The 26,757-nt window shown below is 59.4% G+C and carries 27 protein-coding genes and 1 pseudogene; 22 read left to right on the top strand and 6 right to left on the bottom strand.

Going from position 1 to position 26,757, the window contains the following annotated elements; all coding sequences use genetic code 11:
• Positions 1-13: 13 nt before the first annotated feature.
• Genes QD336_RS02250 through QD336_RS02240 form a run of 3 tightly spaced genes read right to left on the bottom strand, consistent with a single transcriptional unit; the run spans position 14 to position 2,411 of the window.
• The gene (locus QD336_RS02250; RefSeq protein ID WP_499169123.1) at positions 14-1,207 is read right to left on the bottom strand and encodes a GNAT family N-acetyltransferase; all 1,194 of its coding nucleotides are present in this window, start codon (positions 1,205-1,207) and stop codon (positions 14-16) included.
• A complete protein-coding gene (locus QD336_RS02245) occupies positions 1,204-1,944 on the bottom strand; it encodes a glycerophosphodiester phosphodiesterase (protein ID WP_269343624.1) in 741 nt (246 codons plus the stop codon). Before QD336_RS02245 ends, QD336_RS02250 begins: the two co-directional genes overlap by 4 nt.
• On the bottom strand, positions 1,941-2,411 hold the full coding sequence (locus QD336_RS02240) for a RidA family protein (RefSeq protein WP_269343622.1): 471 nt from the start codon (positions 2,409-2,411) through the stop codon (positions 1,941-1,943). The genes QD336_RS02245 and QD336_RS02240 overlap by 4 nt, the downstream gene beginning before the upstream one ends.
• 116 nt (positions 2,412-2,527) lie before the next feature.
• Between QD336_RS02240 and QD336_RS02235 the strand changes: the two genes are divergently transcribed.
• The 20 genes from QD336_RS02235 to QD336_RS02140 all read left to right on the top strand — a co-directional run bounded on the left by QD336_RS02235 (position 2,528) and on the right by QD336_RS02140 (position 20,666).
• Complete coding sequence (locus tag QD336_RS02235) at positions 2,528-3,370, top strand: cell envelope integrity EipB family protein (protein ID WP_499169121.1); 843 nt, start codon at positions 2,528-2,530, stop codon at positions 3,368-3,370.
• Between the two features lie 61 nt (positions 3,371-3,431).
• Positions 3,432-3,557, top strand: coding sequence for a hypothetical protein (locus tag QD336_RS02230; protein ID WP_499169119.1), 126 nt, complete (start codon positions 3,432-3,434; stop codon positions 3,555-3,557).
• A gap of 6 nt (positions 3,558-3,563) precedes the next feature.
• Complete coding sequence (gene rpsB, locus QD336_RS02225; RefSeq protein ID WP_003496241.1) at positions 3,564-4,331, top strand: 30S ribosomal protein S2; 768 nt, start codon at positions 3,564-3,566, stop codon at positions 4,329-4,331.
• 360 nt (positions 4,332-4,691) lie between these two features.
• Positions 4,692-5,618, top strand: coding sequence for a translation elongation factor Ts (gene tsf, locus QD336_RS02220; RefSeq protein WP_269343618.1), 927 nt, complete (start codon positions 4,692-4,694; stop codon positions 5,616-5,618).
• A gap of 97 nt (positions 5,619-5,715) precedes the next feature.
• On the top strand, positions 5,716-6,438 hold the full coding sequence (gene pyrH, locus QD336_RS02215; protein ID WP_269343616.1) for a UMP kinase: 723 nt from the start codon (positions 5,716-5,718) through the stop codon (positions 6,436-6,438).
• A gap of 63 nt (positions 6,439-6,501) precedes the next feature.
• Positions 6,502-7,059 (top strand): ribosome recycling factor, encoded by a 558-nt coding sequence (gene frr / locus QD336_RS02210; protein ID WP_269343614.1) that lies wholly within the window; start codon positions 6,502-6,504, stop codon positions 7,057-7,059.
• 64 nt (positions 7,060-7,123) lie between these two features.
• Entirely contained in the window at positions 7,124-7,867 is a 744-nt protein-coding gene (locus QD336_RS02205) for an isoprenyl transferase (protein ID WP_269343612.1), read from the top strand.
• Positions 7,867-8,700, top strand: coding sequence for a phosphatidate cytidylyltransferase (locus QD336_RS02200; protein WP_269343611.1), 834 nt, complete (start codon positions 7,867-7,869; stop codon positions 8,698-8,700). Before QD336_RS02205 ends, QD336_RS02200 begins: the two co-directional genes overlap by 1 nt.
• Positions 8,701-8,749: 49 nt before the next feature.
• Entirely contained in the window at positions 8,750-9,871 is a 1,122-nt protein-coding gene (rseP, locus tag QD336_RS02195; RefSeq protein ID WP_269344413.1) for an RIP metalloprotease RseP, read from the top strand.
• Between the two features lie 199 nt (positions 9,872-10,070).
• Positions 10,071-12,395, top strand: a complete 2,325-nt coding sequence (bamA, locus tag QD336_RS02190) for an outer membrane protein assembly factor BamA (protein WP_269343610.1) — start codon at positions 10,071-10,073, stop codon at positions 12,393-12,395.
• A gap of 49 nt (positions 12,396-12,444) precedes the next feature.
• The gene (gene lpxD, locus QD336_RS02185; RefSeq protein ID WP_269343609.1) at positions 12,445-13,512 is read left to right on the top strand and encodes a UDP-3-O-(3-hydroxymyristoyl)glucosamine N-acyltransferase; all 1,068 of its coding nucleotides are present in this window, start codon (positions 12,445-12,447) and stop codon (positions 13,510-13,512) included.
• Entirely contained in the window at positions 13,505-13,972 is a 468-nt protein-coding gene (gene fabZ / locus QD336_RS02180) for a 3-hydroxyacyl-ACP dehydratase FabZ (RefSeq protein WP_269343608.1), read from the top strand. The genes lpxD and fabZ overlap by 8 nt, the downstream gene beginning before the upstream one ends.
• Positions 13,969-14,784: an acyl-ACP--UDP-N-acetylglucosamine O-acyltransferase gene (gene lpxA / locus QD336_RS02175; RefSeq protein ID WP_269343606.1), complete on the top strand. Its 816-nt coding sequence runs from the start codon at positions 13,969-13,971 to the stop codon at positions 14,782-14,784. Before fabZ ends, lpxA begins: the two co-directional genes overlap by 4 nt.
• 3 nt (positions 14,785-14,787) lie before the next feature.
• Complete coding sequence (locus QD336_RS02170; protein WP_269343604.1) at positions 14,788-15,669, top strand: LpxI family protein; 882 nt, start codon at positions 14,788-14,790, stop codon at positions 15,667-15,669.
• Positions 15,666-16,850, top strand: coding sequence for a lipid-A-disaccharide synthase (lpxB, locus tag QD336_RS02165; protein ID WP_499169114.1), 1,185 nt, complete (start codon positions 15,666-15,668; stop codon positions 16,848-16,850). The genes QD336_RS02170 and lpxB overlap by 4 nt, the downstream gene beginning before the upstream one ends.
• 193 nt (positions 16,851-17,043) lie before the next feature.
• Positions 17,044-17,754: a GntR family transcriptional regulator gene (locus tag QD336_RS02160; RefSeq protein ID WP_499169113.1), complete on the top strand. Its 711-nt coding sequence runs from the start codon at positions 17,044-17,046 to the stop codon at positions 17,752-17,754.
• A gap of 6 nt (positions 17,755-17,760) precedes the next feature.
• Positions 17,761-18,546 carry a transporter substrate-binding domain-containing protein gene (locus QD336_RS02155; protein WP_499169111.1) on the top strand — a complete coding sequence of 262 codons (786 nt, stop codon included), beginning with the start codon at positions 17,761-17,763 and terminating at the stop codon, positions 18,544-18,546.
• An 80-nt stretch (positions 18,547-18,626) separates the two neighbouring features.
• Positions 18,627-19,298, top strand: a complete 672-nt coding sequence (locus QD336_RS02150; RefSeq protein WP_269343598.1) for an amino acid ABC transporter permease — start codon at positions 18,627-18,629, stop codon at positions 19,296-19,298.
• A complete protein-coding gene (locus QD336_RS02145; RefSeq protein ID WP_499169109.1) occupies positions 19,295-19,954 on the top strand; it encodes an amino acid ABC transporter permease in 660 nt (219 codons plus the stop codon). The genes QD336_RS02150 and QD336_RS02145 overlap by 4 nt, the downstream gene beginning before the upstream one ends.
• Entirely contained in the window at positions 19,932-20,666 is a 735-nt protein-coding gene (locus QD336_RS02140; RefSeq protein ID WP_065653920.1) for an amino acid ABC transporter ATP-binding protein, read from the top strand. Before QD336_RS02145 ends, QD336_RS02140 begins: the two co-directional genes overlap by 23 nt.
• A 78-nt stretch (positions 20,667-20,744) precedes the next feature.
• On the opposite strand, the gene gltA is transcribed toward QD336_RS02140, so the two are convergent.
• Positions 20,745-22,034 (bottom strand): citrate synthase, encoded by a 1,290-nt coding sequence (gene gltA / locus QD336_RS02135; RefSeq protein WP_003502585.1) that lies wholly within the window; start codon positions 22,032-22,034, stop codon positions 20,745-20,747.
• Between the two features lie 307 nt (positions 22,035-22,341).
• Here gltA and QD336_RS02130 point away from each other — a divergent pair.
• Positions 22,342-24,770, top strand: a pseudogene (locus QD336_RS02130) (ComEC/Rec2 family competence protein).
• Between the two features lie 18 nt (positions 24,771-24,788).
• Here the strand turns inward: QD336_RS02130 and QD336_RS02125 are convergent.
• Positions 24,789-25,466, bottom strand: a complete 678-nt coding sequence (locus QD336_RS02125; protein WP_499169108.1) for a glutathione S-transferase family protein — start codon at positions 25,464-25,466, stop codon at positions 24,789-24,791.
• Positions 25,467-25,560: 94 nt separating this feature from the next.
• Between QD336_RS02125 and QD336_RS02120 the strand changes: the two genes are divergently transcribed.
• Positions 25,561-25,800, top strand: a complete 240-nt coding sequence (locus tag QD336_RS02120) for a hypothetical protein (RefSeq protein WP_269343592.1) — start codon at positions 25,561-25,563, stop codon at positions 25,798-25,800.
• A gap of 95 nt (positions 25,801-25,895) precedes the next feature.
• Here QD336_RS02120 and lexA read toward each other — a convergent pair whose 3' ends face one another.
• On the bottom strand, positions 25,896-26,618 hold the full coding sequence (gene lexA, locus QD336_RS02115; RefSeq protein ID WP_003521385.1) for a transcriptional repressor LexA: 723 nt from the start codon (positions 26,616-26,618) through the stop codon (positions 25,896-25,898).
• Positions 26,619-26,757: the final 139 nt, after the last annotated feature.

Raw genomic sequence — 26,757 nt, 5'->3', positions numbered from 1 at the left:
TCCTCTATGCGGACTATACGTCCGGCTCCTGTCTCTCGCCCTTGCGGAAGGGCGTATGGTCTTCCAGATAGTCACCGATATGCTCGACCTCTTCGCGCTCGCGCTGAAGATAATCGGCAATGGCGCGGCGCAGGCCCGGATGGGCGATGAAATGCGCCGAATGGGTGGTGACCGGCACATAACCGCGCGCCAGCTTGTGTTCGCCCTGGGCGCCGGCTTCGACCCGTTTCAATCCCCTGGAAAGCGCGAAATCGATCGCCTGATGGTAACAAACCTCGAAATGCAGAAAGGGGTGGTCCTCGATGCAGCCCCAATGACGGCCATAAAGCGCATCCGAACCGATGAAGTTGATCGCACCGGCAATATAGCGCCCCTCGCGTTTCGCCATGACCAGCAGTACGTCATCGGCCATGCGTTCGCCGATCAGCGAATAAAACGCCCGCGTCAGATAGGGCCGGCCCCATTTGCGGCTGCCGGTATCCATGTAGAAGGCGAAGAACTGGTCCCAGATATCCTCGGTCAGATCGCGTCCGGTCAACCAGTCGATCTCGATGCCGTGTTCCAGCGCCGCGCGGCGTTCCTTTTTCAGCCCCTTGCGCTTGCGTGAAGAGAGGGCCTCGAGAAAATCATCATGGTCGCGATAACCGTCATTGATGAAGTGGAATTGCTGGTCGGTCCGATGCAGGAAATCGCGCGGCAGAAGAGCCGAGAGGTCGTCTTCCTGCAAAAACGTGACATGTGCCGAGGAAACGCCGATCTTTTCCGTCACCTGCGCGAGACCGGAGGCCAGAAGCGGCTTGAAGCGCGTGGCGTCGGCCGTTTCGGCAACAAGCAGCCGCGGGCCGGTCGCAGGCGTGAAGGGAACCGAACATTGCAGTTTCGGATAATAGTGGCCGCCAGCCCTTTCGAAAGCATCCGCCCAGCCATGGTCAAACACATATTCGCCCTGGCTGTGGTTCTTCAGATAGGCCGGAACAGCGCCGACAAGCGTGCCCGCAGCATCTTCGAGCAGCAGGTGGTGTCCAAGCCAGCCGGTCTTCGCCGTCGCCGAGCCAGACTCCTCCATGGAGGATAGAAATTCATGAGAAATAAATGGGTTGTAGTATTTTGCTGATGCATTACGTGATGTCCCGGAAAGCCGTTTCCAGCTTTCCGGATCGATATCCGCGAAGGATTGCGCAATGCTTATGGAATAGTCGTCTGTCATGCCGTGGCGGAGGGGTTCTCTCTCGGGTCGAAACCTTCGAATGTCATCTGGTCCGCATATTTATAGGTAGTCGCACGCGCATTTTCATCCCTGACAGTCCAGGTAATCACCGGAAGCCCGAGTTTTCTTTGCGCTTCGATGAAGCTGTTGGGCAGATGCCCCCAATGATAGGAGATGAAATCGAGCCCCAGCTGCATTGCTTCGTCATGTTTGAAGAAGTCTTCCGGCTTGTCGCCTTCGGCGGTCAGCCCCAGCGGCCAGGGCGAACCCGCAGCCTTCAGGTCCTTCAGCAAATGATGATCGAAGCTCATCAGCGCCACATGGCCCTTGTAGCCCTCGAGGTCTTCAAGCACCGCCTCGGCAAAACCGTCATCGACACCTTCGCCGGCACGGCCCTTCAGCTCGATGACCAGCGGCACCTTGCCGGCGCAGAGCGCGAGAAGCTGCTTGAGGGTAGGGACCCGGTCGCCGGTCTGGCCAACGGCGAGAAGCGACAGCTCGGCCGATGTGCGTTCCCGCACATCGCCCTTTATGCCGGTCAGCCTTTCCAGATCGTGGTCATGGAAAACCACTGGCACGCTGTCCGCTGCCAGCTGTACGTCGCATTCAATGGCGAAACCGGCCTCGATGGCGCGGGAGAAGGCGGAGAGCGTGTTTTCCCATACCGCCTTGTTGAGATCATGATAACCGCGATGGGCGACGGGCTCAGCCGTCAGCCAGGAGAGTTTCAGCGTCATACGTCGATTTCCACGATGGCGTCGATTTCGACGGCGGCATTGAAGGGCAGGCAGGCCATGCCGACGGCGGCGCGGGCATGTTTGCCGGGTTCACCGAGAACATTGGCAATGAGATTGGAAGCGCCGTTGATGACGAGGTGCTGTTCCACGAACTCCGGAACCGACGCAACAAAGCCGTTCAGCTTGACGACGCGGCGGATTTTCGAGAGGTCGCCATTCAAAGCGGCCTTGACCTGTGCGAGAATGTTAACGGCGCATAATTCGGCGGCGCGCTGGGCGCCCGCGACGTCTACATCGCGGCCAACGAGGCCTGTCACCGCAATCTTGCCCGATTCCATCGGCAGTTGACCCGATACATAAAGCAGATTGCCGCTGATGGTGAACGGAACGTAGTTTGCGGCTGGTGCTGCCGCGACAGGAAGCGTAAAGCCAAGTTCCTTGAGGCGGCCTTCGATGACGTCCGACATTTTCGTCTCCGGTTTTGTTGTAAATCCTTCAAGAATCCGGCATTCAGAAGATGTTGATCCAAAAGCCGGGCGGTTGCTTGTACAATATGAGCGGCGAGTCCAACAGGAGATATTGCATGTTTGTCAGGACGCTTGGTTTCGTTGCCGCAACAGGGCTCATGACCGGCCTGTCGAACGCCGCCAATGCCTTGCCAGTCGCGGTTCCGGATCTCGTAGCGCACCGCGCCGTCTACGACCTCGAGCTCAAGGATGCGTCCGATCGCTCCGGCATCGAGGGCATGACGGGCCGCATGGTCTATGAATTCACCGGCTCGGCCTGCCAGGGTTACAAGACGGATTTCCGTTTCGTGACGCAGATCAACACCGGCGACGCCGTGCGCATGACCGATCAGCAGACCACGACCTTCGAGGATCTTGCGGCGAAGAAATTCACCTTCGAGACCAAGTCCTACACCGACGACAAGCTGGACAAGGAAGTGCAGGGGGCTGCGACCGACAATACTGAGGGCGTGAAGGTCGATCTGACCCGCCCGGATGCCCGCCAGGTCAATCTCGTCGCCAGCGAGTTTCCAACCCAGCACATGTTCCAGGTCATCGAAAACGCTAGGCAGGGAAAGCGCATCTTCGAATCGCGCATTTTCGACGGGTCGGATGACGGCGATGAAAGCCTGATCACGTCGACGCTGGTCGGCAAGTCGCAGATGCCGAAGGATGGCGATGCGGAAGCCGGCAAGGCGGGCGAATTCGGCAAAGCCGCGTTCTGGCCGGTGACGATCGCCTATTACAACGACAAGACCGGCACCGACGCCCTGCCGATCTACCGCATGTCGTTCAAGCTTTACGAAAACGGAATCACCCGCGATCTGACGATGGATTACGGCGATTTCGTCCTGACGGGAAAGCTTGCGAAGCTTGATATTCTCAAGCCGGAAACCTGCGAAAACAAGCCGGTTCGCTGAAACACGGGCCGTTCTCGCGGTTTTTTCGCATAAATGCTTGCATTTTCATGCGGGCGACTGTATGCGGCTCACCATTCCACACGCGAAGCTTGGGATGTTCCGGGAGAAATCCGGTCTGTTCCGCCCGGTGGTGTCGATGAAAATCGGCGCTGTTCGCTTCGCGGGGGTTAAACCGGAAAAGGAGTAACAAGGCATGGCATTGCCCGATTTTTCTATGCGTCAGCTTCTGGAAGCTGGTGTTCACTTCGGCCACCAGACGCACCGCTGGAACCCGAAGATGAAGCCGTACATCTTCGGCGACCGTAACAACATCCACATCATCGACCTGGCTCAGACCGTTCCGATGCTGTCGCGCGCCCTTCAGGTCGTGTCCGACACCGTTGCCCGTGGTGGCCGCGTTCTGTTCGTTGGCACCAAGCGCCAGGCGTCGGAAATCATCGCCGACAGCGCAAAGCGTTCGGCCCAGTACTACGTCAACTCCCGCTGGCTCGGCGGCATGATGACCAACTGGAAGACCATCTCGAACTCGATCCAGCGCCTGCGCAAGGTTGACGAGATCCTGAACTCGGAAGCTTCCGGCTACTCCAAGAAGGAACGCCTGAACCTCGAGCGCGAACGCGAAAAGCTTGAAAAGGCTCTCGGCGGTATCCGCGATATGGGCGGCGTTCCGGACCTGATGTTCATCATCGACACCAACAAGGAAAAGATCGCGATCGAAGAAGCCAAGCGTCTTGGCATTCCGGTCGTTGCGATCATCGACAGCAACTGCGATCCGGACCACATCGACTACCCGATCCCGGGTAACGACGATGCTTCGCGCGCCATCTCGCTCTACTGCGACCTGATCGCCCGCGCTGCCATCGACGGTATCGCCCGTCAGCAGGGCGCTTCCGGCCGCGACATCGGCGCTTCTGAAGAAGCTCCGATCGAGCCCGCTCTCGAAGACGAGGCTGGCGCCTGATTTAGGCCCTGTCTGGCGGCGATCTCGGTCGCCGTCTCCTCGACCAGGATATGACAAGGCCGTCAAAGACCTTTCACGGGTTGACGGCCTTGTTCGTTTCATACCGCTCCGTCACGTTTTTGAGGAAACCGCTGGCGTCTGATGTGGTTGAAACGGAAGGCAGTCTTCATAACGCTGTCACACTTCAGCGGCACCCATCATTTCGATGCATGGAGACGCCGCAGCACTTGGGAATGCGCATGCCCCTTTCCTGAAATCCTCTCCGGTTTCAGAGGGTGTGCGGCCGGGTACAGTCATCACCCAGAACTTCGGCACGGCAAATTCCGCCGGCTGACCGATCGAACCGATAAGAGGCAAACAATGACCGAAATCACAGCCGCAATGGTGAAGGAACTGCGCGAGAAGTCTGGCGCAGGCATGATGGACTGCAAGAAGGCTCTTGCTGAAACCAATGGCGACATGGAAGCGGCAATCGACTGGCTGCGCGCCAAGGGCATCGCAAAGGCCGACAAGAAGTCTGGCCGCACGGCTGCCGAAGGTCTGGTCGGCGTTGCCACCATGGGTCACAAGGCTGTCGTTGTCGAGCTGAACTCCGAAACCGACTTCGTTGCCCGCAACGACGCGTTCCAGGACCTCATCCGCGGTATCGCCCAGGTTGCCCTCACCACCAACGGCACCGTTGACGCTGTTTCCGCTGCCACCTATCCGGCAACCGGCAAGTCTGTTTCCGACAGCATCAAGGACGCGATTGCAACGATCGGCGAAAACATGACGCTCCGCCGCTCGGCAGCGCTCGAAGTTCCGCATGGTGTTGTTGCGACCTACATCCACAACGCTGCCGGCGACGGCATCGGCAAGCTCGGCGTTCTCGTTGCCCTGAAGTCGGAAGGCGACAAGGCCGTTCTGAACTCCATCGGCCGCCAGGTTGCCATGCACATTGCTGCGACCAACCCGCTCGCCATCCGCGCTGAAGAAGTTGACGCCGCCGTTGCCGAGCGCGAGCGCAACGTGTTCATCGAACAGGCCCGTGAATCCGGCAAGCCGGAAGCCATCATCGAAAAGATGGTTGATGGCCGCATGCGCAAGTTCTTCGAAGAAGTCGCCCTTCTGTCGCAGGCTTTCGTCATCAACCCCGACCTGACCGTCGGCGACGCCGTCAAGGCAGCCGAAAAGGAAGCCGGCGCTTCCATCGAAGTGACGGGCATGGTTCGCCTGCTGCTCGGCGAAGGCGTTGAGAAGGAAGAAAGCGATTTCGCAGCCGAAGTCGCAGCCGTCGCCAAGGGCTGATTATATTTACCCAATCTTGGGAAAACGGGAGGGCATCGCGTGACAACGCGGTGCCCTTCGTGTATCCGCGTTTCGGTTACATTTCCGAGGAGTCATGATGTCTTCCAAGCCGATCTACAAACGTGTTCTTCTCAAGGCTTCCGGTGAAGCCCTCATGGGCGATCAGGGTTTCGGTATCGATGTGGCGGTGGCCGACCGTATCGCCTCCGATATTGCCGAGGCGAGGGCGATGGGCGTCGAAGTCGGCGTTGTCGTCGGCGGCGGTAATATTTTCCGCGGCGTAGCCGTGGCGTCCAAGGGCGGCGATCGCGTTACCGGCGACCATATGGGCATGCTGGCCACCGTCATCAACGCGCTGGCGCTTGCCACCTCGCTGCGCAAGCTCAGCATTGACACCGTCGTTCTTTCGGCAATCGCCATGCCTGAAATCTGTGAGAGCTTCTCGCAGCGCGCAGCGCTCCATCATCTCGCGCAGGGTCGCGTGGTGATTTTTGCCGGCGGCACGGGCAATCCCTTCTTCACCACCGATTCCGCCGCAGCACTCCGCGCCGCGGAAATGGGCGCCGAGGCGATCTTCAAGGGTACCCAGGTTGACGGCATCTACTCCGCCGACCCGAAGAAGGATCCGACGGCCACCCGTTTCGACGAACTGACCCACAGCGAAGTGCTCGGCAAGGGGCTCGCGGTCATGGACGTCGCCGCTGTCGCGCTTGCGCGCGAAAACCACATCCCGATCATTGTTTTCTCGATCCACGAGAAGGGTGGTTTTACGCAGATATTGACCGGCGGCGGCCGCAAGACCATCGTGCACGACAAATAATCAAAACGATGCCGCCCCACGGGCGAATTACGGCCGCCATGGCCGACAAGATGGAGTATCAAGATGAGTGGTATTGACCTCAACGATATCAAGCGCCGTATGGATGGTGCCATCAATGCGTTCAAGAGCGATATCGCATCGCTGCGCACCGGCCGCGCCTCGGCCAATATTCTCGACCCGGTGACCATCGATGCCTATGGCTCGCGCGTGCCGCTCAACCAGGTTGCGAACATCACCGTTCCGGAGCCGCGCATGCTCGGCGTCAACATCTGGGACAAGTCGATGGTCAATGCCGTCGACCGCGCCATCCGCGAATCCAATCTCGGTCTCAACCCCATTGTCGACGGTCAGAACCTGCGTATTCCGCTGCCTGAACTGAACGAGGAACGCCGCAAATCGCTCGTCAAGGTGGCCCACGAATATTCCGAAAAAGCAAAAGTGGCGATTCGCCATGTGCGCCGAGACGGCATGGACGGTCTGAAAAAAGCCGAAAAAGACGGCGATATCGGTCAGGACGAAAGCCGTGGACAGTCGGAAAAGGTGCAGAAAATCACCGACGACACGATTTCGGAAATTGACCGCTTGCTTGGCGAGAAGGAAAAGGAAATCATGCAGGTCTGATATCGCTTGCGATAGACCTGTATTTTATCCGTTTTAATTCCGCGCTGCCTGTTACTGGATCGATATGCCGACGACGACACGTTCCTCCATACCCGAGCACGTTGCCATCATCATGGATGGCAATGGCCGCTGGGCAAAACAGCGCGGTCTTCCGCGCGTGATGGGGCATCGCCGCGGGGTGGAGGCCGTGCGCGAGACCGTGCGTGCGGCCGGCGAATGCGGAATACGCTATCTCACGCTGTTCGCCTTCTCCTCGGAAAACTGGCGCAGGCCCGAAGCCGAGGTGAGCGACCTGATGGGGCTCCTGAAGGCTTTCATCCGGCGTGACCTGGCGGAACTGCATCGCGAAAACGTCCGTGTGCGCATCATCGGCGACCGGCAGGGACTTAAGAACGATATACGCTCCCTTCTTGAAGAGGCGGAGCATATGACGGCGGACAACACCAAGCTGACGCTGGTGATCGCCTTCAATTACGGTAGCCGTGACGAGATCGCGCGTGCGACAGCGTCAATCGCCCGCGATGTCGCCGAAGGCCGGCTCAGTGCCGACGCCATTACGCCTGAGATGATTTCGGCGAGACTCGATACCTCGGGAATGCCGGATCCGGATCTGATTATCCGCACCAGTGGCGAAGAGCGGCTGTCGAACTTCCTGCTCTGGCAGGCTGCCTATTCCGAGTTCCTGTTCGTTCCCGAATATTGGCCGGACTTCGACCGGAAGCTCTTCTTCTCCGCAATCGAGCAATATGCAACGCGTGATCGCCGCTTTGGCGCAATCACGGAGCAGGTTGCCGTGGCAGGCGCCTGATGAGCCGTGAACTCAGACTGCGGATCGTGTCCGCAATCGTCATGGCGGCGGTCATTCTGGCCGCGACCTGGTATGGCGGCATCTTGTTCCGCATCGTCGCGGGCCTTCTGGCGATCCTCATCTATTATGAGTGGTCGACGATTACCCGGCTGTCCGAAACCAATTCCACCGGCAATGCCTGGGGCTGGTTCGCGGTCGCCGTCATCGCCGGCAATACGATTTTTGGCGAACCTTCGCTCGATCTGCCGCTTTTATCCGGATTCACGTTGACCGCGGCGCTGTTTCCGGTCTTGCGCGGCAAGAACTGGTGGCTGGTGGGTGGCATTCTCTACGCCGGTCTGAGCGGCATAGCGCTCGCCGCCATTCGTGGTGATGAACTGACGGGTTTCGTCTCCATCCTGTTCATTTTCGCCGTCGTCTGGTCGACGGATATCCTGGCCTATTTCGTTGGACGCGCCATTGGCGGGCCGAAGCTTGCACCTTCGATTTCGCCCGGCAAGACCTGGTCCGGTGCCATTGGCGGGGCGGTGGCGGCGGTGATCGGCGGTGCGGCGGTCTCCATGGCCTATCATGGCAGGATCAGCCTGCTGGTGCTCGGGCTCGCCCTCATCCTCTCGGTGTTCAGCCAGATTGGCGATCTTTTCGAATCCTTCGTGAAACGGCGTTTCCAGGTCAAGGATTCCAGTCATCTCATTCCGGGCCATGGCGGCTTCATGGACCGTGTTGACGGTCTTGTTTTTGCCTGCTTTACGGTATTCCTCATAGCTTTCGTGCATGCAGCGGCAACTGGCGACGTGCCCGGATCGGGCGGCGGTCTGCTGCCGGGCTTCTAGGCGGCGCGAAAGGTCACGACATAAAGGGCAGATTGTCATGAACACAGTAATGGCGGCGACGGGTTTTCTGACCGGCTATATCGTGCCCTTCATCCTGGTGCTTTCCCTGCTCGTTTTCGTTCATGAAATGGGGCATTACCTTGTCGGCCGCTGGTGCGGCATCCGCTCCACGGCATTCTCCATCGGTTTCGGCCCGGAGCTGATCGGTTTTACCGACAAGCGTGGCACGCGATGGAAGGTTTCGGCGATTCCGCTCGGCGGCTACGTCAAGTTCTTCGGCGATGAAGATGCGGCAAGCAAGCCGGACAGTTCCGGCCTGTCGCATATGTCGCTGGAGGAGAGGGCGCAGACCCTTTCCGGCGCAAAGCTGTGGAAAAGGGCGGCCACGGTTGCCGCCGGCCCGATCGCAAATTTCATCCTCGCGATTCTCATCTTCGCGGTGCTCTTCGGTGTCTATGGCCGGATGATCGCCGATCCGGTCGTGGCCGAGGTGCGTGAAAACAGCGCGGCCGCCGCCGCCGGCGTGCGCCCGGGTGACCGGCTGGTGGCGATCGACGGTGAAAAAGTGACGACCTTCGAGGATGTTCGCCGTTATGTCGGCATCCGACCGGGCACGCCGATTACGGTAACAGTCGAAAGGGCAGGCGAGGCGCTTAAGCTGCCGATGGTCCCGACGCGCACCGAAACCACCGACCAGTTCGGCAACAAGCTGGAAATGGGTATTATCGGCATCGTCACCGACCAGACCAGTGGCAATTTCCGTCATATCGAATATTCGCCGTCGGAGGCTCTGGTTGAGGGCGTGCGCGAAACGGGCCACGTCATAACCGGTACCGTCAATTATATCGGCAATCTCGTGACGGGGCGCATGAATGCCGATCAGCTGGGCGGCCCGGTGCGTGTGGCGCAGGCCTCCGGTCAGATGGCGACGCTCGGCATTTCCGCCGTTATCCAGCTCGCCGCCGTTCTTTCCGTTTCGATCGGTCTGTTGAACCTGATGCCCGTGCCGGTTCTGGACGGTGGGCATCTGGTATTCTACGCCATTGAGGCCATCCGCGGCAGGCCGCTCGGCGCGGGCGCGCAGGAAGTGGCGTTCCGTATCGGCATGATGATGATTTTGGGTCTTATGGTTTTTGCAACATGGAATGATATCAGCAGCTTGATCGGCTGAGGATTGTGTTTTAACGGTTTTGTTAGTTATTTGTTTACCGTGTTTTTATGCCGAAGTGGCGAATGAGCCACTCTGGAGCACGAAGTAAACAGAATTTAACGTTCACGCTTGCTTGTAGGGGAAAAGCAGGTAAAACGACGCACATGGCCGGAGTCGGGTTCCGCCCGCTGAGGGACAACGTAAAAAGGTAAGAATTGAAATGAAGGCTGGTTCAAGATTTTTGAACGCTGTGTCGGCGGTTGCTCTGTCTGCCGGTGTTTCTTCGGTTGCGGGCCTTGGCGTGCTTGCCTCTGCTGGTGCTGCAAATGCAGCTGTCATCAGCAAGATCGATGTTCGCGGGGCTGAACGGTCCGGTGCGGACTCCGTGCGTTCCAACATCACCATTGCGCCGGGTAAGAACTTTTCCAATTCGGACATCGATGAATCGGTGAAGCGTCTTTACGCCACCGGTTATTTCTCGAATGTCTCCATGCGCGTTTCCGGCAGCACGCTGGTCGTAACGGTCAACGAGAATCAGATGGTCAATCAGGTTGTCTTCAACGGCAACCGCAAGATCAAGGACGACAAGCTCACCGGCATCGTGCAGACCCAGTCGCTCGGCCCGTTCAACCAGGCCATCGTGACGGCGGATATTGCCCGCATCAAGGAAGCCTACGCCGCCATCGGCCGTAGTGATGTCGAAGTCACCACGCAGACCGTTTCCGTCGGTCAGGGCCGCGTGAACATTGCTTTCGTCATCAATGAAGGCGAGCGCACGAAGATTGGCCGTATCGACTTCGTTGGCAACAATGCCTACAGCGATGGTCGTCTGGCTGCTGTCATCAATACCAAGAAGTCCAACATGCTGTCGTTCCTGACGCGTAAGGACGTTTATAACGAGGACAAGCTGCGCGCCGACGAAGAGGCGCTGCGCCAGTTCTATTACAATCGCGGTTACGCCGACTTCCGGGTCGTGGGTTCCGAGGCTGTGCTGGACGAGTCCAAGAACGAATACAACATCACCGTTACGGTCGATGAAGGTCAGCGTTACAACTTCGGCGGTGTCGCGGTCGAATCGACCGTTCCAGGTGTCGATGGTTCGGAGCTGCAGGGCCTCGTGGAAACCCGTCAAGGTGCGAGCTACAGCGCCAAGGAAGTTCAGCAGAGCATGGAAGCGATTTCCAAGCGCGTTGCCGGTGAAGGTTATCCCTTCGCCCGTGTTACGCCGCGCGGCGACCGCGACATGGCTGGCAACACCATCGGCGTGACCTACATCGTCGATCAGGGCGAGCGCGCTTATGTCGAGCGTATCGAAATCCGCGGCAACACCCGCACGCGTGACTACGTCATCCGTCGCGAGTTCGACATTTCCGAAGGCGATGCGTTCAACCAGACGGTCATCACCGCTGCAAAGCGCCGTCTCGAAGCGCTCGGTTATTTCTCCAAGGTCAATATCTCGACCGCCGGCGGCAGTGCGCCGGACCGCGTCGTGATCGTTGTCGATGTCGAGGACCAGTCGACGGGTTCGTTCGGTATCGGTGCGGGTTACTCGCAGAACGACGGCGTTCTGCTCGAAGCATCCATCGAAGAAAAGAACTTCCTCGGCCGTGGCCAGTACATCCGTCTTGCGGCGGGTGCGGGTGAAGACGATGCGCGCACCTATACGCTGTCCTTCACCGAGCCTTATTTCCTTGGCTACCGTCTTGCCGCAGGTTTCGACCTGTTCAAGAGCCAGAGCCGCAGCGAAGATTATTACGACTACGACGAGCAGGGCTTCTCGTTGCGCGTGACCGCGCCGATCACCGAGGACCTCTCGACGACGTTCAAATATACCTACAAGCAGCTCAACTATGACGGTGAGGGCGACTGGGAAACCGGCAGCAACCTTGCTGAGCCCTACAAGGACCTGATTCGCGGTGGCGACTGGACCCAGTCGATCATCTCGAACACGCTGAACTACAATACGCTCGACGACCGCAACATGCCGCGTGAAGGCTGGCAGGCTGCTCTGACGAACGAATTTGCAGGTCTCGGCGGCGATTCCGAATATTACAAGGTCTACGCCAAGGCGCGCTTCTTCTACACGCTGTCGGACGAGTACGATGTCATCGGCTCGATCACCGGTCAGGCGGGTCATGTCGTGCCGACGGGCGACAATCTGCTGGTCTTCGATCAGTTCAAGTTTGGCGGTCGTCAGGTTCGTGGCTTCAAGAACGACGGTATTGGCCCGCGTATCGGCTCCGACTCCATCGGCGGCACGACCTATTTCGCGGCCTCTGCTGAAGTCACGGCTCCGATGCCTGGTGTTCCGGAAGATTTCGGCCTGCGTCTTGCTGGCTTCGTGGATGCCGGTACGTTGTATGGCAACAAGGTTGCCAACAGTGCAGGTGTGAAGGATGATAACTCCATCCGCGCTTCTGCCGGTGTTGGCGTGATGTGGGCGTCGCCCTTCGGTCCGATCCGCGTCGACTATGCTGTACCGATCGCCAAGGAAGACTACGACGAGGAACAGCGTTTCCGGTTTGGCATGTCCAACACTTTCTGATATCGGCAGTCCAGAACTGCAACTTTGAACGTTCTGGAGTTTCCGGCTGATGGAATACAATGCCTTTTTTCCGCCCCACGAGGGACTGCGATTGAAAGATATCGCAGACCGTTTTGGGGCGGAACTGTCTGATGAAACGGCGGGGGAGCGGATCATTCGGTCCGTTGCGCCGGTCTACCGGGCAAAACCGGACCAGCTCTGTTATATTCTTTCGCGCAAGAGCCGCGATGAACTGCAAACCTGCGAAGCTGGCGCCGTCATTTGTGACGCGGCGCTTGTAGACATGCTTCCGTCTCACACCCCTGCGCTGATATCGAAAAACCCGCACACGCTTTTTGCGCAGGTTGGTGCCTTGCTGCATCCTTCCGCCATGCGTCCCGGTCCGATAGCGCGGATGGAAGCTGAAATTTCTCATGCGGCACATGTCGATCCATCGGCGAAGCTGGAGGCTGGTGTCATCGTCGAGTCGCTCGCGGTGATCGGGGCTGGCGCCCATATCGGCGCCGGCACGCGGATCGGCCCCGGCGTCATCATCGGGCAGGATGTGCAGATCGGGCGCGATTGCACCATTGCCGGCGGCGCAAGCGTTCTTGCCGCGCTCATCGGTAATAATGTGATTATCCATAATGGTGCGCGCATCGGTCAGGACGGGTTCGGTTATGCGCCCGGTCCGCGCGGCATGCTGAAGATCGTGCAGATCGGCCGGGTGATCATCCAGGACAATGTCGAGATCGGCGCCAACACCACGATCGATCGCGGCACCATGGATGACACGGTCATCGGCGAAGGCACCAAGATCGACAACCAGGTCCAGATCGGCCACAACGTTCGCATCGGCCGCCATTGCGGCATCGTCAGCAAGGTCGGCATTGCGGGCAGCACCCGCATCGGCGACGGTGTGATGATTGGTGGCGCGGCCGGCATCAATGGCCATATCACCATTGGCGACGGCGTGCAGATCGCGGCGATGAGCGGTGTTGTGGCGGACGTACCGGCAGGCGCCCGTTATGGCGGAACGCCTGCGCGTCCGATGAAATATTTCCTGCGCGACATGGCCGAAATTCTGGCACGCGCTGAAGGGCGTGATAAAAAAACAGGAGAGAAAAATAATGACTGAAGAAACGAAGACGACGCTTGGCGCGGCTGACATTCTGGAAGTCATGAAGCTTTTGCCGCATCGTTACCCGTTCCTGCTGATCGACAAGATCATCGAGATCGACGGTAATAATTCGGCGATCGGCATCAAGAATGTGACGGTCAACGAACCGCATTTCACCGGCCATTTCCCGGACCGGCCGATCATGCCGGGCGTTCTGATCGTCGAAGCCATGGCCCAGACAGCAGGTGCGATATGCGCTCGCAGCCAGGGCGAGGGTGGTCACCTGGTTTACTTCATGACGATCGACAATGCGCGTTTCCGCAAACCCGTGATCCCCGGTGATCGTCTGGAAATCCATGTCACCAAGCAGCGTCAGCGCGGTAATGTCTTCAAGTTCCATTGCGAAGCGAAGGTGGACGGTGCGCTGGTGGCGGAGGCAGATGTCGGCGCCATGATGATCCCCGAGGACCAGCAATGAGCACGATCGCGGCCTCGGCCAGAATTCACCCGACGGCCGTCATCGAAGACGGAGCGGTCATCGGTGAAAACGTTGTCGTCGGTGCGCTTGCCTATGTCGGACCGAAGGTAACGCTGCATGACGATGTCCGGCTGCACAACCACGCCGTGGTGTCCGGCCTCACCGTCATCGGCCGCGGTTCGGTCATTCATCCCATGGCGGTTATCGGCGGTACGCCGCAGGCGGTTCGCCACGACGGTTCGGAAACGACGCTCGAGATCGGTGAGCGTTGCATCATGCGCGAAGGCGTGACGATGAATGCCGGCAGTTCCGATGGCGGCGGCAAGACGATTATTGGCGACGACAATCTCTTCCTGGCCAATTCACATGTGGCGCATGATTGCCGCCTCGGCAGCCATATCATCCTGTCCAACAATGTGATGCTGGCGGGCCATGTCACCATCGAGGACCGCGCCATACTGGGCGGCGGTTGCGCTGTGCATCAGTTCACCCGCATCGGCCGTCAGGCCTTTATCGGCGGGCTGTCGGCGGTCAATTACGATGTGATCCCTTACGGTATGCTGAACGGCAATCCCGGCATCCTCGGCGGCCTGAATGTCGTGGGCATGACGCGCGCGGGCATCGAGCGCGCGGATATCCACAAGGTCAGACGCGTCTACAAGGCGATTTTCGAGGCCGAGGGTACGATCCGCGGCAATGCGGCGGCCATCGACCGCAATGACTATCTGGATTGCCCGCAGGCGCTTGAAGTCATCGATTTCATCGGCGCGGGCACCGATCGCGCGATTTCTTCGCCCAACCGGGGCAAGTGAGCCGTGACAGGCGGCGGGCGTCTCGCCATCGTGGCCGGCAGTGGCCAGTTGCCGCTTTATGTGGCGGCCGCCGCCCGTGAGATGGGTGAGAACCCCTTCATCGTGCGCTTGCGCGATGACTCCCGTTTCGACTGGAGCGGTTTCGACAATGCCGTCATCAGCGTTGGCGATGTCGCCGGGCTTGGTCGTCTGCTGCGCGATAACCAGGTAGATCGTGTCGTGTTGTCCGGCGGTGTCGCCCGGCGGCCGGAATGGCGTGAAATCCGCCCCACAGCCGGCATCCTGCTGAAATTGCCATCCATCGTCAAAACGCTGCTTTCGGGCGGCGATGATGCGGTTCTGCAGATGGTGATCAAGATCATCAGCACGCTCGGCGCAAAGGTCATCGGCGCGCACGAGATTGCACCCGGCCTTTTGGCAACGACAGGCCCTTTCGGCGGGCAGAAGCCTGCCGAGGAGGATCAGAAGGATATTCGCAAGGCTGCCGAGGCGGCGCTTGCGCTTGGCAAGCTCGATGTCGGGCAGGGGGCGGTCTCCGTTGGCGGCCGTATCGTGGCGCTGGAAGGCGTCGAGGGTACGGATGCCATGCTGGCGCGCGTCGCGGCGTTGCGTGCCGAAGGCCGCATATCGCCACGCCGTAAGGGGGTGCTGGTCAAGCTCTGCAAACCGCAGCAGGATGTGCGCGCCGATCTGCCGACCATCGGCATCGAAACCGTGGAAAACGCGAAAAAAGCCGGGCTGGCGGGCATTGCTGTCGAAGCCGGGCGAGCATTGGTGCTTGATCGCGAGGCGATGTTGAAAGCGGCGGATGAGGCGGGCATATTCGTCTGCGGCATCGATACGTCACTCGGTGGCGACATGGTTGGCGGAGACATGAACGCATGACGGCGGCACTCAAAGTGGCGGTTATTGCCGGTGAGGTGTCCGGCGATCTTCTCGGCGCGGATCTGATCCGGTCGCTTAAAGTCCAATATCCGGGTCCTGTGGAACTGGTGGGCGTTGGCGGCGAAGCGCTGGAGGCGCAGGGGCTCACCTCGCTGTTCGATTATTCCGAACTTTCCATCATGGGCTTCACGCAGGTTCTCAAGAAGCTGCCGAAGCTCATTGCGCGGATCAACCAGACTGCGCAGGCGATCATTGCCGCAAGGCCGGATGTTCTGCTGATCATCGACAGTCCGGATTTCACCCATCGCGTCGCGAAAAAAGTCCGCAAGCAACTGCCGCCTCTGCCGGTCGTCAATTATGTCTGCCCCAGCGTCTGGGCGTGGAAGGAATATCGCGCCACCGCGATGTTGTCCTATGTCGATCACGTTCTGGCGCTGCTGCCCTTCGAGCCGGAGGCAATGCGCCGCCTTGGCGGCCCGCCGACAACCTTCGTTGGCCATCGCCTGAGCGTTGATCCCGATGTGCTGGCGGTGCGGCAGAGGCGAGCGGAGCGGCCTCTGCCGGAACAGGGCCAGTCGAAGACCATTCTTCTCCTGCCGGGATCACGCTCCACCGAAACGACACGGCTGATGGAGCCATTTCAGCAGGCGGCAAGAGCCTTCGTGGAACGCAACGGCCCGACCCGTTTCGTGCTGCCCACCGTTCAGCGTCAGGAAAACCGTCTCCGTGAACTGGCCGCGACATGGCCGGAAGATATCAGGCCCGAGATCGGCATAGACCCCGCCTTCAAGTGGAATGCGTTTGCGCAGGCCGATGCGGCCATAGCCGCTTCCGGCACTGTCATTCTCGAACTGGCGCTGGCCGGTGTGCCGACAATTTCCGTCTACAAGACCGACTGGATTTTCACCATGCTGAGCAAGCGGGTGAAGACCTGGACGGGCGCACTGCCGAACCTGATTGCGGACTATGCCGTGGTGCCGGAATATTTCAACGAAGTGGTCCGGGCAGGTTCGATGCTGCGCTGGGCCGAACGCCTGTCTTCCGATACCATCGAACGACGTGCGATGCTGGAAGGTTATGCGTTGGTGCAGCAGCGTCTGCGCACGGACGTCCCCCCGGGCGAAACCGGCGCGGCCATCCTTCTCGATGTCCTGAAGAGCAAAGATAGCCGCTCAGCCTAATCATATCATCATGTCCGAGGTGCCGGAATTGCGGTTCGCCGGCAGGTGAAGCTTACGGCCATCCTGCTGCGGATCGAGGCAGGCGAGGGGTCTGTTTTAACGCATTTGATCGTTAGGGCGGCAGGCGATGCACCGTCAAATGGCCAATAGTCTCTAGATTTACGTCTGGCACGGCTCTTGCTTTCAATCTTGTATGCAAGATAGCCATACATCCGAAAGCGCCCAGAGCGCGGTAGAAGACGCCATCATCTCCGGTATTCTCTCCGCGCGCATTCGTCCGGGCACCCGCCTCAGCGAGAACCAGCTCGCCAGTCTTTTCGGCGTGTCACGCACGCGCATCCGCGAGGCGATGATGCGGCTTGAAACGCGTGGCATCGTCACCGTCAGTCCGCGTCGCGGCTGGTTCGTGGTGGAGCCTTCTGCGGAAGAATCCATCAAGGTCTATGAGGCGCGCCGCGTCATAGAATATGGGCTTCTGCGCAATCTTTCCGTTGTCAGCCCGGAAGGCATCACCATCCTTGCCGGTCACCTCGACGAGGAGAAGGCGGCCATCGCCAAGGGTGATCGCCAGCGCCTGACCTGCCTGATGGGTGATTTCCATATCCGCATCGCGGAAATCGCCGGAAACGACATCATCGTCGAAACGCTCCGAGACCTGACCGCCAGAACCATCCTCATCTCCATGCTCTATCAGTCCGATTTCCATGCGCAGCAATCGCATGACGGGCACTGCCGCATCTTCGAGGCGATTCAGGCGGCCGATTTCCACGCCGCCGCCGAACTCGCCATCCGCCACCTCGATGAGGTCGAAACCGGTCTCGATCTCACCCGCAGGCCGGACCCGCTCTACGAGCTTCGCAATTCCCTTTCACTGCAGCCGCTTTTCTCAAGCCCCAAGGAGTAGTCTCCCATGTTGTCCAGACGTTCATTGCTTGCCATTGCCGCGATTTCCGCAACGATTGGTTTTTCATCTGCTGCCCTTGCCGATACGCTCGGCGATATCACCTCCCGCGGCACGATCCGCGTTGCCGTCCCACAGGATTTTCCGCCCTTCGGTAGCGTCGGTACGGATATGGCCCCACAGGGCTATGATATCGATGTCGCCAATCTGATCGGCGAGAAGCTGGGCGTGAAGGTCGAGCTGGTGCCGGTCACCAGCGCCAACCGCGTTCCCTATCTGCAAACCAACAAGGTCGATCTCGTGATTTCGAGCCTCGGCAAGAACCCGGACCGTGAAAAGGTCATCGATTTCTCCACCGCCTATGCACCTTTCTTCAATGGCGTGTTTGCTCCGGACTCGGTTACCGTCGCCAAGGCAGAAGATCTGGCGGGCAAGACCATCGGCGTCACCCGTGGCGCGGTAGAAGATCTGGAACTGACCAAGGTCGCTCCGGCCGACACGACCATCACGCGCTACGAGGATAATAACGGCACGATCTCCGCCTTCCTCGCCGGCCAGGTGGAAGCCGTGGCCACCGGCAATGTCGTGGCTGCCGCCATTCTGGCCAAGAACCCGCCGAAGCGTCCCGAGCTGAAATTCCTGATCAAGAATTCGCCCTGCTATATCGGCCTGAACAAGGAACAGCCGGCGCTGCTTGAAAAGGTCAACGCCATAATCGCGACTGCAAAGACCGATGGTTCGCTGAACACAATCGCACAGAAGTGGCTGAAAACCGATCTTCCGAAGGATCTCTGATCAACCCGGCAAATCCACGCGCCGGTCCTGTCTGATCCCGGTCCGGCGCATGGTTTGTCCTCCCCGAAAGGAAACATCGGGTGAAATATACATTCGATTTTGGATGGCTTCTCGATTATTACCCGCAGATCGCCAAGGGCATCGTCATCACGCTGGAATTGATCGCCGTCGGCGGCGTTCTTGGCATCGCGCTTGGCATATTCTGCGCCTGGGTGCGCGCGCTTGGGCCTAAATGGCTACGGCCGCCGGTCGCGACCTATGTGGAGCTCATTCGCAATACGCCATTTCTCATACAATTGTTTTTTATCTTTTTCGGCCTGCCGTCGCTTGGCCTGCAACTATCGGAACTGAGTGCGGCCAACATCGCCATGGTGGTCAATCTCGGAGCCTATAGCTGCGAGATCATCCGTGCCGGCATTCAGGCGACGCCGAAGGGGCAGTTCGAAGCGGGGGCAAGCCTTGCCATGACCCGTTTCGAAACCTTCCGACATGTGGTGCTGGTGCCGTCCCTGCAACGCATCTGGCCGGCACTGTCCTCGCAGGTGGTGATCGTCATGCTCGGCTCGTCGGTCGTATCGCAGATCGCGGCCGAGGACCTGACCTTCGCCGCCAATTTCATCCAGTCGCGCACCTTCCGCGCCTTCGAAGCCTACATGGTCTCCACCGTCATCTATCTCGTGCTGGCCATTCTTCTCCGGCAGGTGCTTGTCATGGGCGGCAACCTTATCTTTCCGCGCAGGAGTGTCCGATGATCGAATTCTCCACCTGGGATATTCTCAGAAACCTGTTGCTCGCCACGCGCTGGACCGTGCTGCTCTCGCTCGTTTCCTTTGCCGGCGGTGGCGTTGTGGCGCTGCTTCTGCTGTTCATGCGCATTTCCCGAAAAAAATCGATGCGGGCTTTTGCGCGTTATTATGTCGAGCTTTTTCAGGGAACGCCGCTGCTGATGCAGCTCTTCATCGCCTTTTTTGGCCTTGGCCTGTTCGGCATCGATGTGCCGGCCTGGCTGGCGGCGGGCCTGACGCTGATCCTCTGGGCCGCTGCCTTTCTCACCGAAATCTGGCGCGGCTGCGTCGAATCCGTCGCGAAAGGCCAATGGGAGGCATCGGCAAGCCTTGCCATGGGCCGCCTGCAGCAGATGCGTTACGTCATCCTGCCGCAGGCCATGCGGGTCGCCATTCCGCCAACCGTCGGTTTCTTCGTCCAGGTCATCAAGGGCACGGCCGTGACCTCGATCATCGGCTTCGTGGAACTGTCCAAGGCCGGCACGGTCGTCACCAACGCCACCTTCCAGCCCTTCACCGTTTATGGCCTCGTCGCCCTCATCTATTTCGCGCTGTGCTGGCCTCTGTCGAAGAGCAGCCAGATCCTCGAAAGGAAGCTCAATGTCGCTCATCGAAATCACTGAAGTCCGCAAAAGCTATGGTAGCAACGAGGTTCTGAAAGGCATCAACCTTGATGTGGAGCCGGGTGAGGTCATCGCCATCATTGGCAAGAGCGGATCGGGAAAGTCGACCCTGCTTCGCTGCATCAACGGGCTGGAGACGATATCGGCCGGTTCCATATCGGTCGCCGGTGCGCAGCTTCTCGAAGACGATCTGCATCTGAAAGCCCTGCGGCTGAAGGTCGGCATGATTTTCCAGCAATTCAATCTCTTCCCGCACCAGACGGTCGGCGGCAATGTCATGCTGTCGCAGACCGTTGTGAAGAAGACGCCGAAACCGGAAGCGGAAGCCGTTGCGCGCAAGATGCTGGAACGGGTCGGGCTGGCGCATAAGTTCGATGCCTATCCCGATGAACTTTCCGGTGGTCAGCAGCAGCGCGTTGCGATTGCCCGTGCACTCGCCATGCAGCCGATCGCGCTTCTTTGCGACGAGATCACCTCGGCACTCGATCCCGAGCTGGTCTCGGAGGTGCTGGCGGTGGTGCGTGAACTGGCCGGCGAAGGCATGACGCTGCTGATGGTGACGCATGAAATGAAATTTGCGCGCGACGTCTGCTCCCGCGTCGTTTTCATGCATGAGGGCAGGGTGCACGAAATCGGCCCGCCGGAAGAGGTGTTCTCCAATCCGGCCACGCCCGAACTCAAGCAGTTCCTGGGCGTTGCTGCGCGCCATTGAGAGCTATTGGGACGACATTCAACAAAAAGGCCGGCGGGTGAAAACCTGCCGGCCTTTGATCTTGCTGGGTTTCGTCGCTTAGCGCTTGGAAACCGGAACGTAGTCACGCTTGCCGGCGCCCGTATAGAGCTGGCGCGGACGGCCGATACGCTGCTGCGGATCTTCGATCATTTCGTTCCACTGTGCGATCCAGCCGACGGTGCGGGCGAGAGCGAAGAGAACGGTGAACATGGTCGTGGGGAAGCCGAGCGCCTTCAGCGTGATGCCCGAATAGAAGTCGACGTTCGGGTAGAGCTTCTTTTCGACGAAGTAGGGGTCGGAAAGGGCGATCTTTTCCAGTTCCAGCGCGACCTGCATGATCGGATCGTCGGAGTTGCCGGTGGCTTCCAGCACTTCGTACATCGTCTTCTGCATGATCTTGGCGCGCGGGTCGTAGTTCTTGTAGACGCGGTGACCAAAGCCCATCAGGCGGAACGGGTCGTTCTTGTCCTTGGCGCGGGCGATATATTCCGGAATACGGTCAACCGTGCCGATTTCGTTGAGCATGTTGAGCGCCGCTTCGTTGGCACCGCCGTGAGCCGGGCCCCAGAGGCAGGCGATGCCAGCCGCGATACAGGCGAACGGATTTGCACCCGACGAACCGGCAAGACGCACCGTGGAGGTGGAGGCGTTCTGCTCGTGATCGGCATGCAGGATGAAGATGCGGTCCATGGCGCGGGCCAGAACCGGATCCACCTTGTAGTCCTCGCACGGCACGGCAAAGCACATGTGCAGGAAGTTGGAGGCGTAATCCAGATCGTTCTTCGGGTAAACGAAGGGCTGGCCGATATGGTACTTGTAGGCCATCGCGGCGATCGTCGGCATCTTCGCGATCATGCGCAGCGAAGCGACCATGCGCTGGTGCGGATCGGTGATGTCGGTCGAGTCGTGGTAGAAGGCCGAGAGAGCGCCGACCGTGCCGCACATGACGGCCATCGGATGCGCATCGCGACGATAGCCGGTGAAGAAGCGGCTCATCTGCTCATGCACCATGGTGTGGCGCGTGACGCGGGTGTCGAAATCCTTCTTCTGTGCAGCCGTCGGCAGTTCGCCGTAAAGCAGCAGGTAGCAGGTTTCCAGGAAGTCGCCCTGTTCGGCAAGCTGCTCAATCGGGAAGCCGCGATGCAGCAGAACGCCCTCGTCACCATCGATATAGGTGATCTTGGATTCGCAGGAGGCCGTCGACGTGAAACCCGGGTCGTAGGTGAAGGAGCCCGTGTGCTTGTAGAGCGTGGCGATATCGACGACGCTTGGTCCAATCGTGCCTTCCCTGACCGGGAGTTCCACCTGCTTTTCGCCAAGTGTCACTGTAGCGCTTTTTTCCGTCATACTGATCCTCCGAGAACATGCGGGTGGAGGCGTTGAGACACGCCTCGCGGTTAAGCGTCTACCGATTAGCTATATGATCCTGGCGCCGATGCCAAGCTATCCAAAGGTCAAATTGTGCATTGCGGCAAACGCAATCGCGTTGCTTTCAGCTTTATCGGCAATAGCAATTCAATCTCGGTCAACGCAGGGTTAAAGGAAAGCATTGCAATCCCGCGCGTCCATCTGCAAACCTGTTTCCGGTGCGGCAGGGGCGCGGCGCAGATTGCTTGATCAAGGGGAAAAACAGCATTTCGGATATGCCGAAACGATGCAGGGCGGCTTGCCCCGCACGGCGGATATCCTGTCTCCGCTGCGCCGGACCGGCGAAGTCGCGACATATGATTTGCCGGCCATTGTCAGCAAGCCGAAACTGCAAACTGCGGTTCTCCAAAAAATCACCGCCTGCCTTGCCGAAGAACGCGCATTCGGCCATGATTTTCTTTTCGTGCCGGTCTTCATTGGCTGTGGAGCGGTCCTCTGGTTTTCGCTGGATGCCACACCTTCATTGCTGCTTCTGGCTATCGCATTTTCGCATGCCGCCAGCATGGCGCTCGTCACCAGATATCGTGCCCACCTGGCAGCCACGGCCTGCAGCCTCGCTGCGCTGCTGTTGCTGGGCATGCTTTTCGCTGGGTTCGAAACGTGGCGGGCAGGGACCGTGCTGCTGGATACGCCCGTTACCACCACCATCACCGGCACGGTGATGCGTCGGGAGGTCGATGCGCGTGGTGACTGGCGGTATGTCGTGCAACTGGCTGCGACGGAAGCGCCGGCATTGTCACGCCCGCCGCAGAAGGTTTCGTTGCTTGCCCGCGGCGGGGGTGAGCCTGTTACACTCGGCGCGACCATCCGCGGCAAGGCGCGGCTTTCTCCACCATCCGGTCCGGCCTTGCCGGGTCTCAACGATTTCGCCTTCGCCTCCTATTTCAGGGGCATAGGTGCGACAGGCTTCTTTTATAAGCCGCCGCAGCCGTAGCGCCACCTGACATCGACGCGATAACTGGCTGGCTGGAATGGGCCGATATGCGGCTTTATGGCCTGCGCACCGCCATTGCCGAGCGCATCCGCAACACGATCGGCGGTGATGCCGGCGCTTTCGCCGCCTCCATCGTCACCGATGAGAGACAGGCCATATCGGCCGGGACGATGGAAGCGTTGCGGCTTTCCGGTCTTGCCCATATCGTCGCCATATCCGGGCTCAACATGGCGCTCGCTTCCGGCATATTCTTCGTGGGACTGAGGCTCGCCTTCAGCCTGTTTCCGGCTTTCGCGCAGCGCTGGCCGGTGAAGAAGATGTCCGCCTTCGCAGCGCTCCTGATGACGCTGGCCTATTATCTGATTTCCGGTTTTGCCGTCTCCGCCGAACGTGCCTGGCTGATGATGTCGGTGATGCTGATTGCGGTGTTGTTCGACCAACCTTCGCTCAGCCTCAGGAATGTTGCGCTTTCCGCGCTGGTCATTCTCGCCCTTTCGCCTTCGGAAATCATGGGGCCGAGCTTTCAGATGTCCTTTGCCGCGACAATTGCGCTCGTTTCCGCCTATGCCGCCTGGAGCCGCTGGCGCAGAGATCGTGAGCGTCTCGTCATCGGTCGCAAACCGGCGTGGATGACGATTGCGCAAACGGCAGGCGCCGTTGTTGGCGGGGTCGTCACCACATCGCTGATCGGTGGGCTTTCGACGGCGATCTATTCGGCTGAACATTTTCAGCGTGTCACCACCTATGGACTTTTTGCCAATCTGGCGGCGATGCCGCTGATGTCGCTGATCGTCATGCCTTTCGGCCTCATCGCCATGCTGCTGATGCCCTTCGGGCTCGATGCGCCTTTCCTGAAGGTCATGGGTTTTGGCATGGCGCTCGTCATCGAGGTTGCGCAGGAGGTGGCGTCCTGGGGCGGCAGCGCTGCGACCGGGCGGCCGCATGGCTGGTTCATCGGCATTGCCTCTGGGGGCTTTCTGTTGCTGACATTGCTGCGCACCCGTCTGGCGCTTCTCGGAATTCCGCTTCTGCTCTTTGCCTTTGGCCTGTCCGGAGCGGTCGCCCAACGCGGTCTGCCTGATCTGCTTATTCATGAGGAAGGCAGGCTGGTCGCCCTTCTGGACGAGGGTAAGGTCTATACCACAAAAACGCGGCCGCAGGGCTTCATCTATGAGCAATGGCAGAGGGCGCTGCTATTGCCTGAGAAACCGCTCTCACCGGTCCTTCTCAAGTCGGGAGTTCCGGCAACCACCGTTGCTTTAAGCGCAAAATCGAAGCTTGCGCCGGAAGAGATGAAGGCCGTGGCGCGGGAGATGACGGCTGCCCTGAGGGACGCTGCGCCGGGAGCCTTTACCTGCAGGACAGGCATCTGGTGTGCGGCGCGCGCGCGAAGCGGCGAGTGGATCATTGTGCTGGAAGACGGCCGGTTTGCCGGGAAAGCCTGCGACATTGCCGATATCGTCATTGTTTCCCGCAGAACCTCGTTTGCGCAATGCCGCTCGGGAGCCTTGCTGCTCAACCGCGATATTTTACGGCGCATCGGTTCGGTGGAGGTCAATTTCGCCGGAAGCGATCAAACCGGGGTCGTCGGAAGGATGCGCGCGGCAACCGCGGGAACCGACAGGCCTTGGAGCGAACATCGCTTCTACGACTGGAAAAGCGGCCGTTTTGACCATGAGGTGCCCGAAGCCGTCACCCGGCTGCTGGCGGCGTCACAATGATGCCGCCAGCGTGGTCCATCAGGCCTTGACGCGCAGATCCGCGGTCAATTCGCCAATGCCGCCGACTTCCTCTTCATGGGGCAGATCGCGCCAGATTTCCTTCAACCCTGCTTCGTACCATTCGCGCATGGCCGGCAGGTCGAGCAGCCGGTCGCAATAGGTTTTGGCCGCCGGCGAGAGGTCGGCGCCGTAGGTCTGGAAACGGAATGCCACCGGGCAGAAGAAAGCATCGACCGCCGTGAATTTCTGACCGGCGAGAAAAGGTCCGCCGAATTTCGTGAGGCCTTCGTTCCACAGCGCATCGATGCGCTTTATATCGGCCGCAAGCCCGGCGTCGCCGCCCTTCGGCTTTACCCGGATGCCGACCGACATGGGATAGAGATTGCGCAGCGACGAGAAGCCCGCATGCATTTCACTCGCCGCCGAGCGCGACCAGGCCCTTGCCTGCTTGTCGCTCGCCCACACACCCTGATGTCTCTCGGCAAGATACTCGGCGATCGACAGCGTTTCCCAGATCGTCACGCCCTCATCGACAAGGCAGGGCACCTTTCCGGTCGGCGAAAAGCTGGAAAATGAGACGTCTTCGCCAAAGGGAACGAGTTTTTCATCAAAGGCGATGCCGAGCGTGCGCATCAATATCCAGGGCCGCAGCGACCATGAGGAATAGTTCTTGTTGGCGATATAAAGATCGTACATGGCATGTCTCCCCGATATGACGCGCATTTCTATACCGGCAATGCGGTCCGGAATATTGCAAATAATCCATGGCTTCCATAAGCCGGATTGATGAATGGCGGCCGGGCAGGGGAAAGAATTCCACACACATCACCACCTGGAGACGACCGAAAAGGTGCGAGGCGATTGGCTGCCCATGGCTCGCGAAGAAGGGAAATGCGCCTTTTCCGCGATTGCAGCCAGCGTCATTTTGCCGTTGCGCCTGCAGCGCAACCGAAACATCAAGCGTGAAAGCTGGAATTGCTCTTCGCAGGAAACGGCATGTCGATCCGACGGATGGTGCGTCCCCTCATGAACGCGGTAAACGCGCCGTTCCTCGGACCGGCGGCCATGCATCACAAGAGACCGTCCTCTCGCCATCGCGAAAGGGACGGGCTCGATATCACCCATTCAATGGTAACGGCGGATCAGTCCCACCAGCTTGCCCTGGATCTTCACCCGGTCCGGCCCGAAAATGCGGGTTTCATAAGCGGGGTTGGCCGCTTCAAGCGCAATGGAGGCACCCTTGCGGCGGAAACGCTTCAACGTCGCTTCTTCATCATCCACCAGCGCCACGACGATATCGCCCGGATTGGCAGTGTTGCCGTTGCGGATGATGACGGTGTCGCCATCAAAAATGCCGGCCTCGATCATCGAGTCGCCTTTGACTTCCAGAGCGTAATGTTCGCCCGAACCCAGCATGTCGACCGGCACGGCCACATCATGGGTGTTGTTCTGGATCGCGGAAATCGGCACACCGGCGGCAATGCGGCCCATGACCGGCACGGTGACCGCACCGCCGAGATCGTTGGCAGGCGCCTTGGGGGCGGGGGCAGGTTCCGGCGTCTTCGGCTTGCCGAGGCTGCCTTCGATGACGCTTGGCGAAAAGCCGCGTTGCGGCCTCGCACCCGGCGTGTAGGCCTCCGGCAATTTGATCACTTCCAGCGCTCGCGCCCTGTTAGGTAGCCGGCGAATAAATCCGCGCTCCTCGAGTGCGGTGATCAGCCGGTGGATGCCGGATTTGGAGGCAAGATCGAGTGCGTCCTTCATTTCATCGAAGGAGGGCGGCACGCCGGACTCTTTCATTCTTTCATGAATGAAGAGAAGCAATTCCTGCTGTTTGCGCGTGAGCATGAGGAAAACACCCTTGAGAATCGTCGTTGAAGTCGCGAAACAAATACAGAACGAACACTATATGTTCCATATGTGTTCCGCAATCCCCTAAAATTTCGTGAAGGGTGTATCGCAGATGGTGATTTGATCGTCGAAACCG

This window comes from Rhizobium sp. BR 250 (assembly GCF_047445855.1).
Lineage (GTDB): Bacteria > Pseudomonadota > Alphaproteobacteria > Rhizobiales > Rhizobiaceae > Agrobacterium > Agrobacterium tumefaciens_I.
This window is presented reverse-complemented; position numbering and strand designations above follow the sequence as displayed.

Coding starts and splice junctions, on each gene's coding strand:
- QD336_RS02200 (WP_269343611.1), top strand. CDS start 7,867: ATGAGCCGTGAACTCAGACTGCGGATCGTGTCCGCAATCGTCATGGCG.
- lexA (WP_003521385.1), bottom strand. CDS start 26,618: ATGCTCACGCGCAAACAGCAGGAATTGCTTCTCTTCATTCATGAAAGA.
- frr (WP_269343614.1), top strand. CDS start 6,502: ATGAGTGGTATTGACCTCAACGATATCAAGCGCCGTATGGATGGTGCC.
- QD336_RS02240 (WP_269343622.1), bottom strand. CDS start 2,411: ATGTCGGACGTCATCGAAGGCCGCCTCAAGGAACTTGGCTTTACGCTT.
- QD336_RS02140 (WP_065653920.1), top strand. CDS start 19,932: ATGTCGCTCATCGAAATCACTGAAGTCCGCAAAAGCTATGGTAGCAAC.
- lpxD (WP_269343609.1), top strand. CDS start 12,445: ATGGAATACAATGCCTTTTTTCCGCCCCACGAGGGACTGCGATTGAAA.
- rseP (WP_269344413.1), top strand. CDS start 8,750: ATGGCGGCGACGGGTTTTCTGACCGGCTATATCGTGCCCTTCATCCTG.
- gltA (WP_003502585.1), bottom strand. CDS start 22,034: ATGACGGAAAAAAGCGCTACAGTGACACTTGGCGAAAAGCAGGTGGAA.
- rpsB (WP_003496241.1), top strand. CDS start 3,564: ATGGCATTGCCCGATTTTTCTATGCGTCAGCTTCTGGAAGCTGGTGTT.
- QD336_RS02160 (WP_499169113.1), top strand. CDS start 17,044: ATGCAAGATAGCCATACATCCGAAAGCGCCCAGAGCGCGGTAGAAGAC.
- QD336_RS02230 (WP_499169119.1), top strand. CDS start 3,432: ATGCGGCTCACCATTCCACACGCGAAGCTTGGGATGTTCCGGGAGAAA.
- tsf (WP_269343618.1), top strand. CDS start 4,692: ATGACCGAAATCACAGCCGCAATGGTGAAGGAACTGCGCGAGAAGTCT.
- QD336_RS02245 (WP_269343624.1), bottom strand. CDS start 1,944: ATGACGCTGAAACTCTCCTGGCTGACGGCTGAGCCCGTCGCCCATCGC.
- QD336_RS02120 (WP_269343592.1), top strand. CDS start 25,561: ATGGCGGCCGGGCAGGGGAAAGAATTCCACACACATCACCACCTGGAG.
- pyrH (WP_269343616.1), top strand. CDS start 5,716: ATGTCTTCCAAGCCGATCTACAAACGTGTTCTTCTCAAGGCTTCCGGT.
- bamA (WP_269343610.1), top strand. CDS start 10,071: ATGAAGGCTGGTTCAAGATTTTTGAACGCTGTGTCGGCGGTTGCTCTG.
- QD336_RS02125 (WP_499169108.1), bottom strand. CDS start 25,466: ATGTACGATCTTTATATCGCCAACAAGAACTATTCCTCATGGTCGCTG.
- QD336_RS02250 (WP_499169123.1), bottom strand. CDS start 1,207: ATGACAGACGACTATTCCATAAGCATTGCGCAATCCTTCGCGGATATC.
- QD336_RS02155 (WP_499169111.1), top strand. CDS start 17,761: ATGTTGTCCAGACGTTCATTGCTTGCCATTGCCGCGATTTCCGCAACG.
- lpxA (WP_269343606.1), top strand. CDS start 13,969: ATGAGCACGATCGCGGCCTCGGCCAGAATTCACCCGACGGCCGTCATC.
- QD336_RS02205 (WP_269343612.1), top strand. CDS start 7,124: ATGCCGACGACGACACGTTCCTCCATACCCGAGCACGTTGCCATCATC.
- QD336_RS02235 (WP_499169121.1), top strand. CDS start 2,528: ATGTTTGTCAGGACGCTTGGTTTCGTTGCCGCAACAGGGCTCATGACC.
- fabZ (WP_269343608.1), top strand. CDS start 13,505: ATGACTGAAGAAACGAAGACGACGCTTGGCGCGGCTGACATTCTGGAA.
- QD336_RS02145 (WP_499169109.1), top strand. CDS start 19,295: ATGATCGAATTCTCCACCTGGGATATTCTCAGAAACCTGTTGCTCGCC.
- lpxB (WP_499169114.1), top strand. CDS start 15,666: ATGACGGCGGCACTCAAAGTGGCGGTTATTGCCGGTGAGGTGTCCGGC.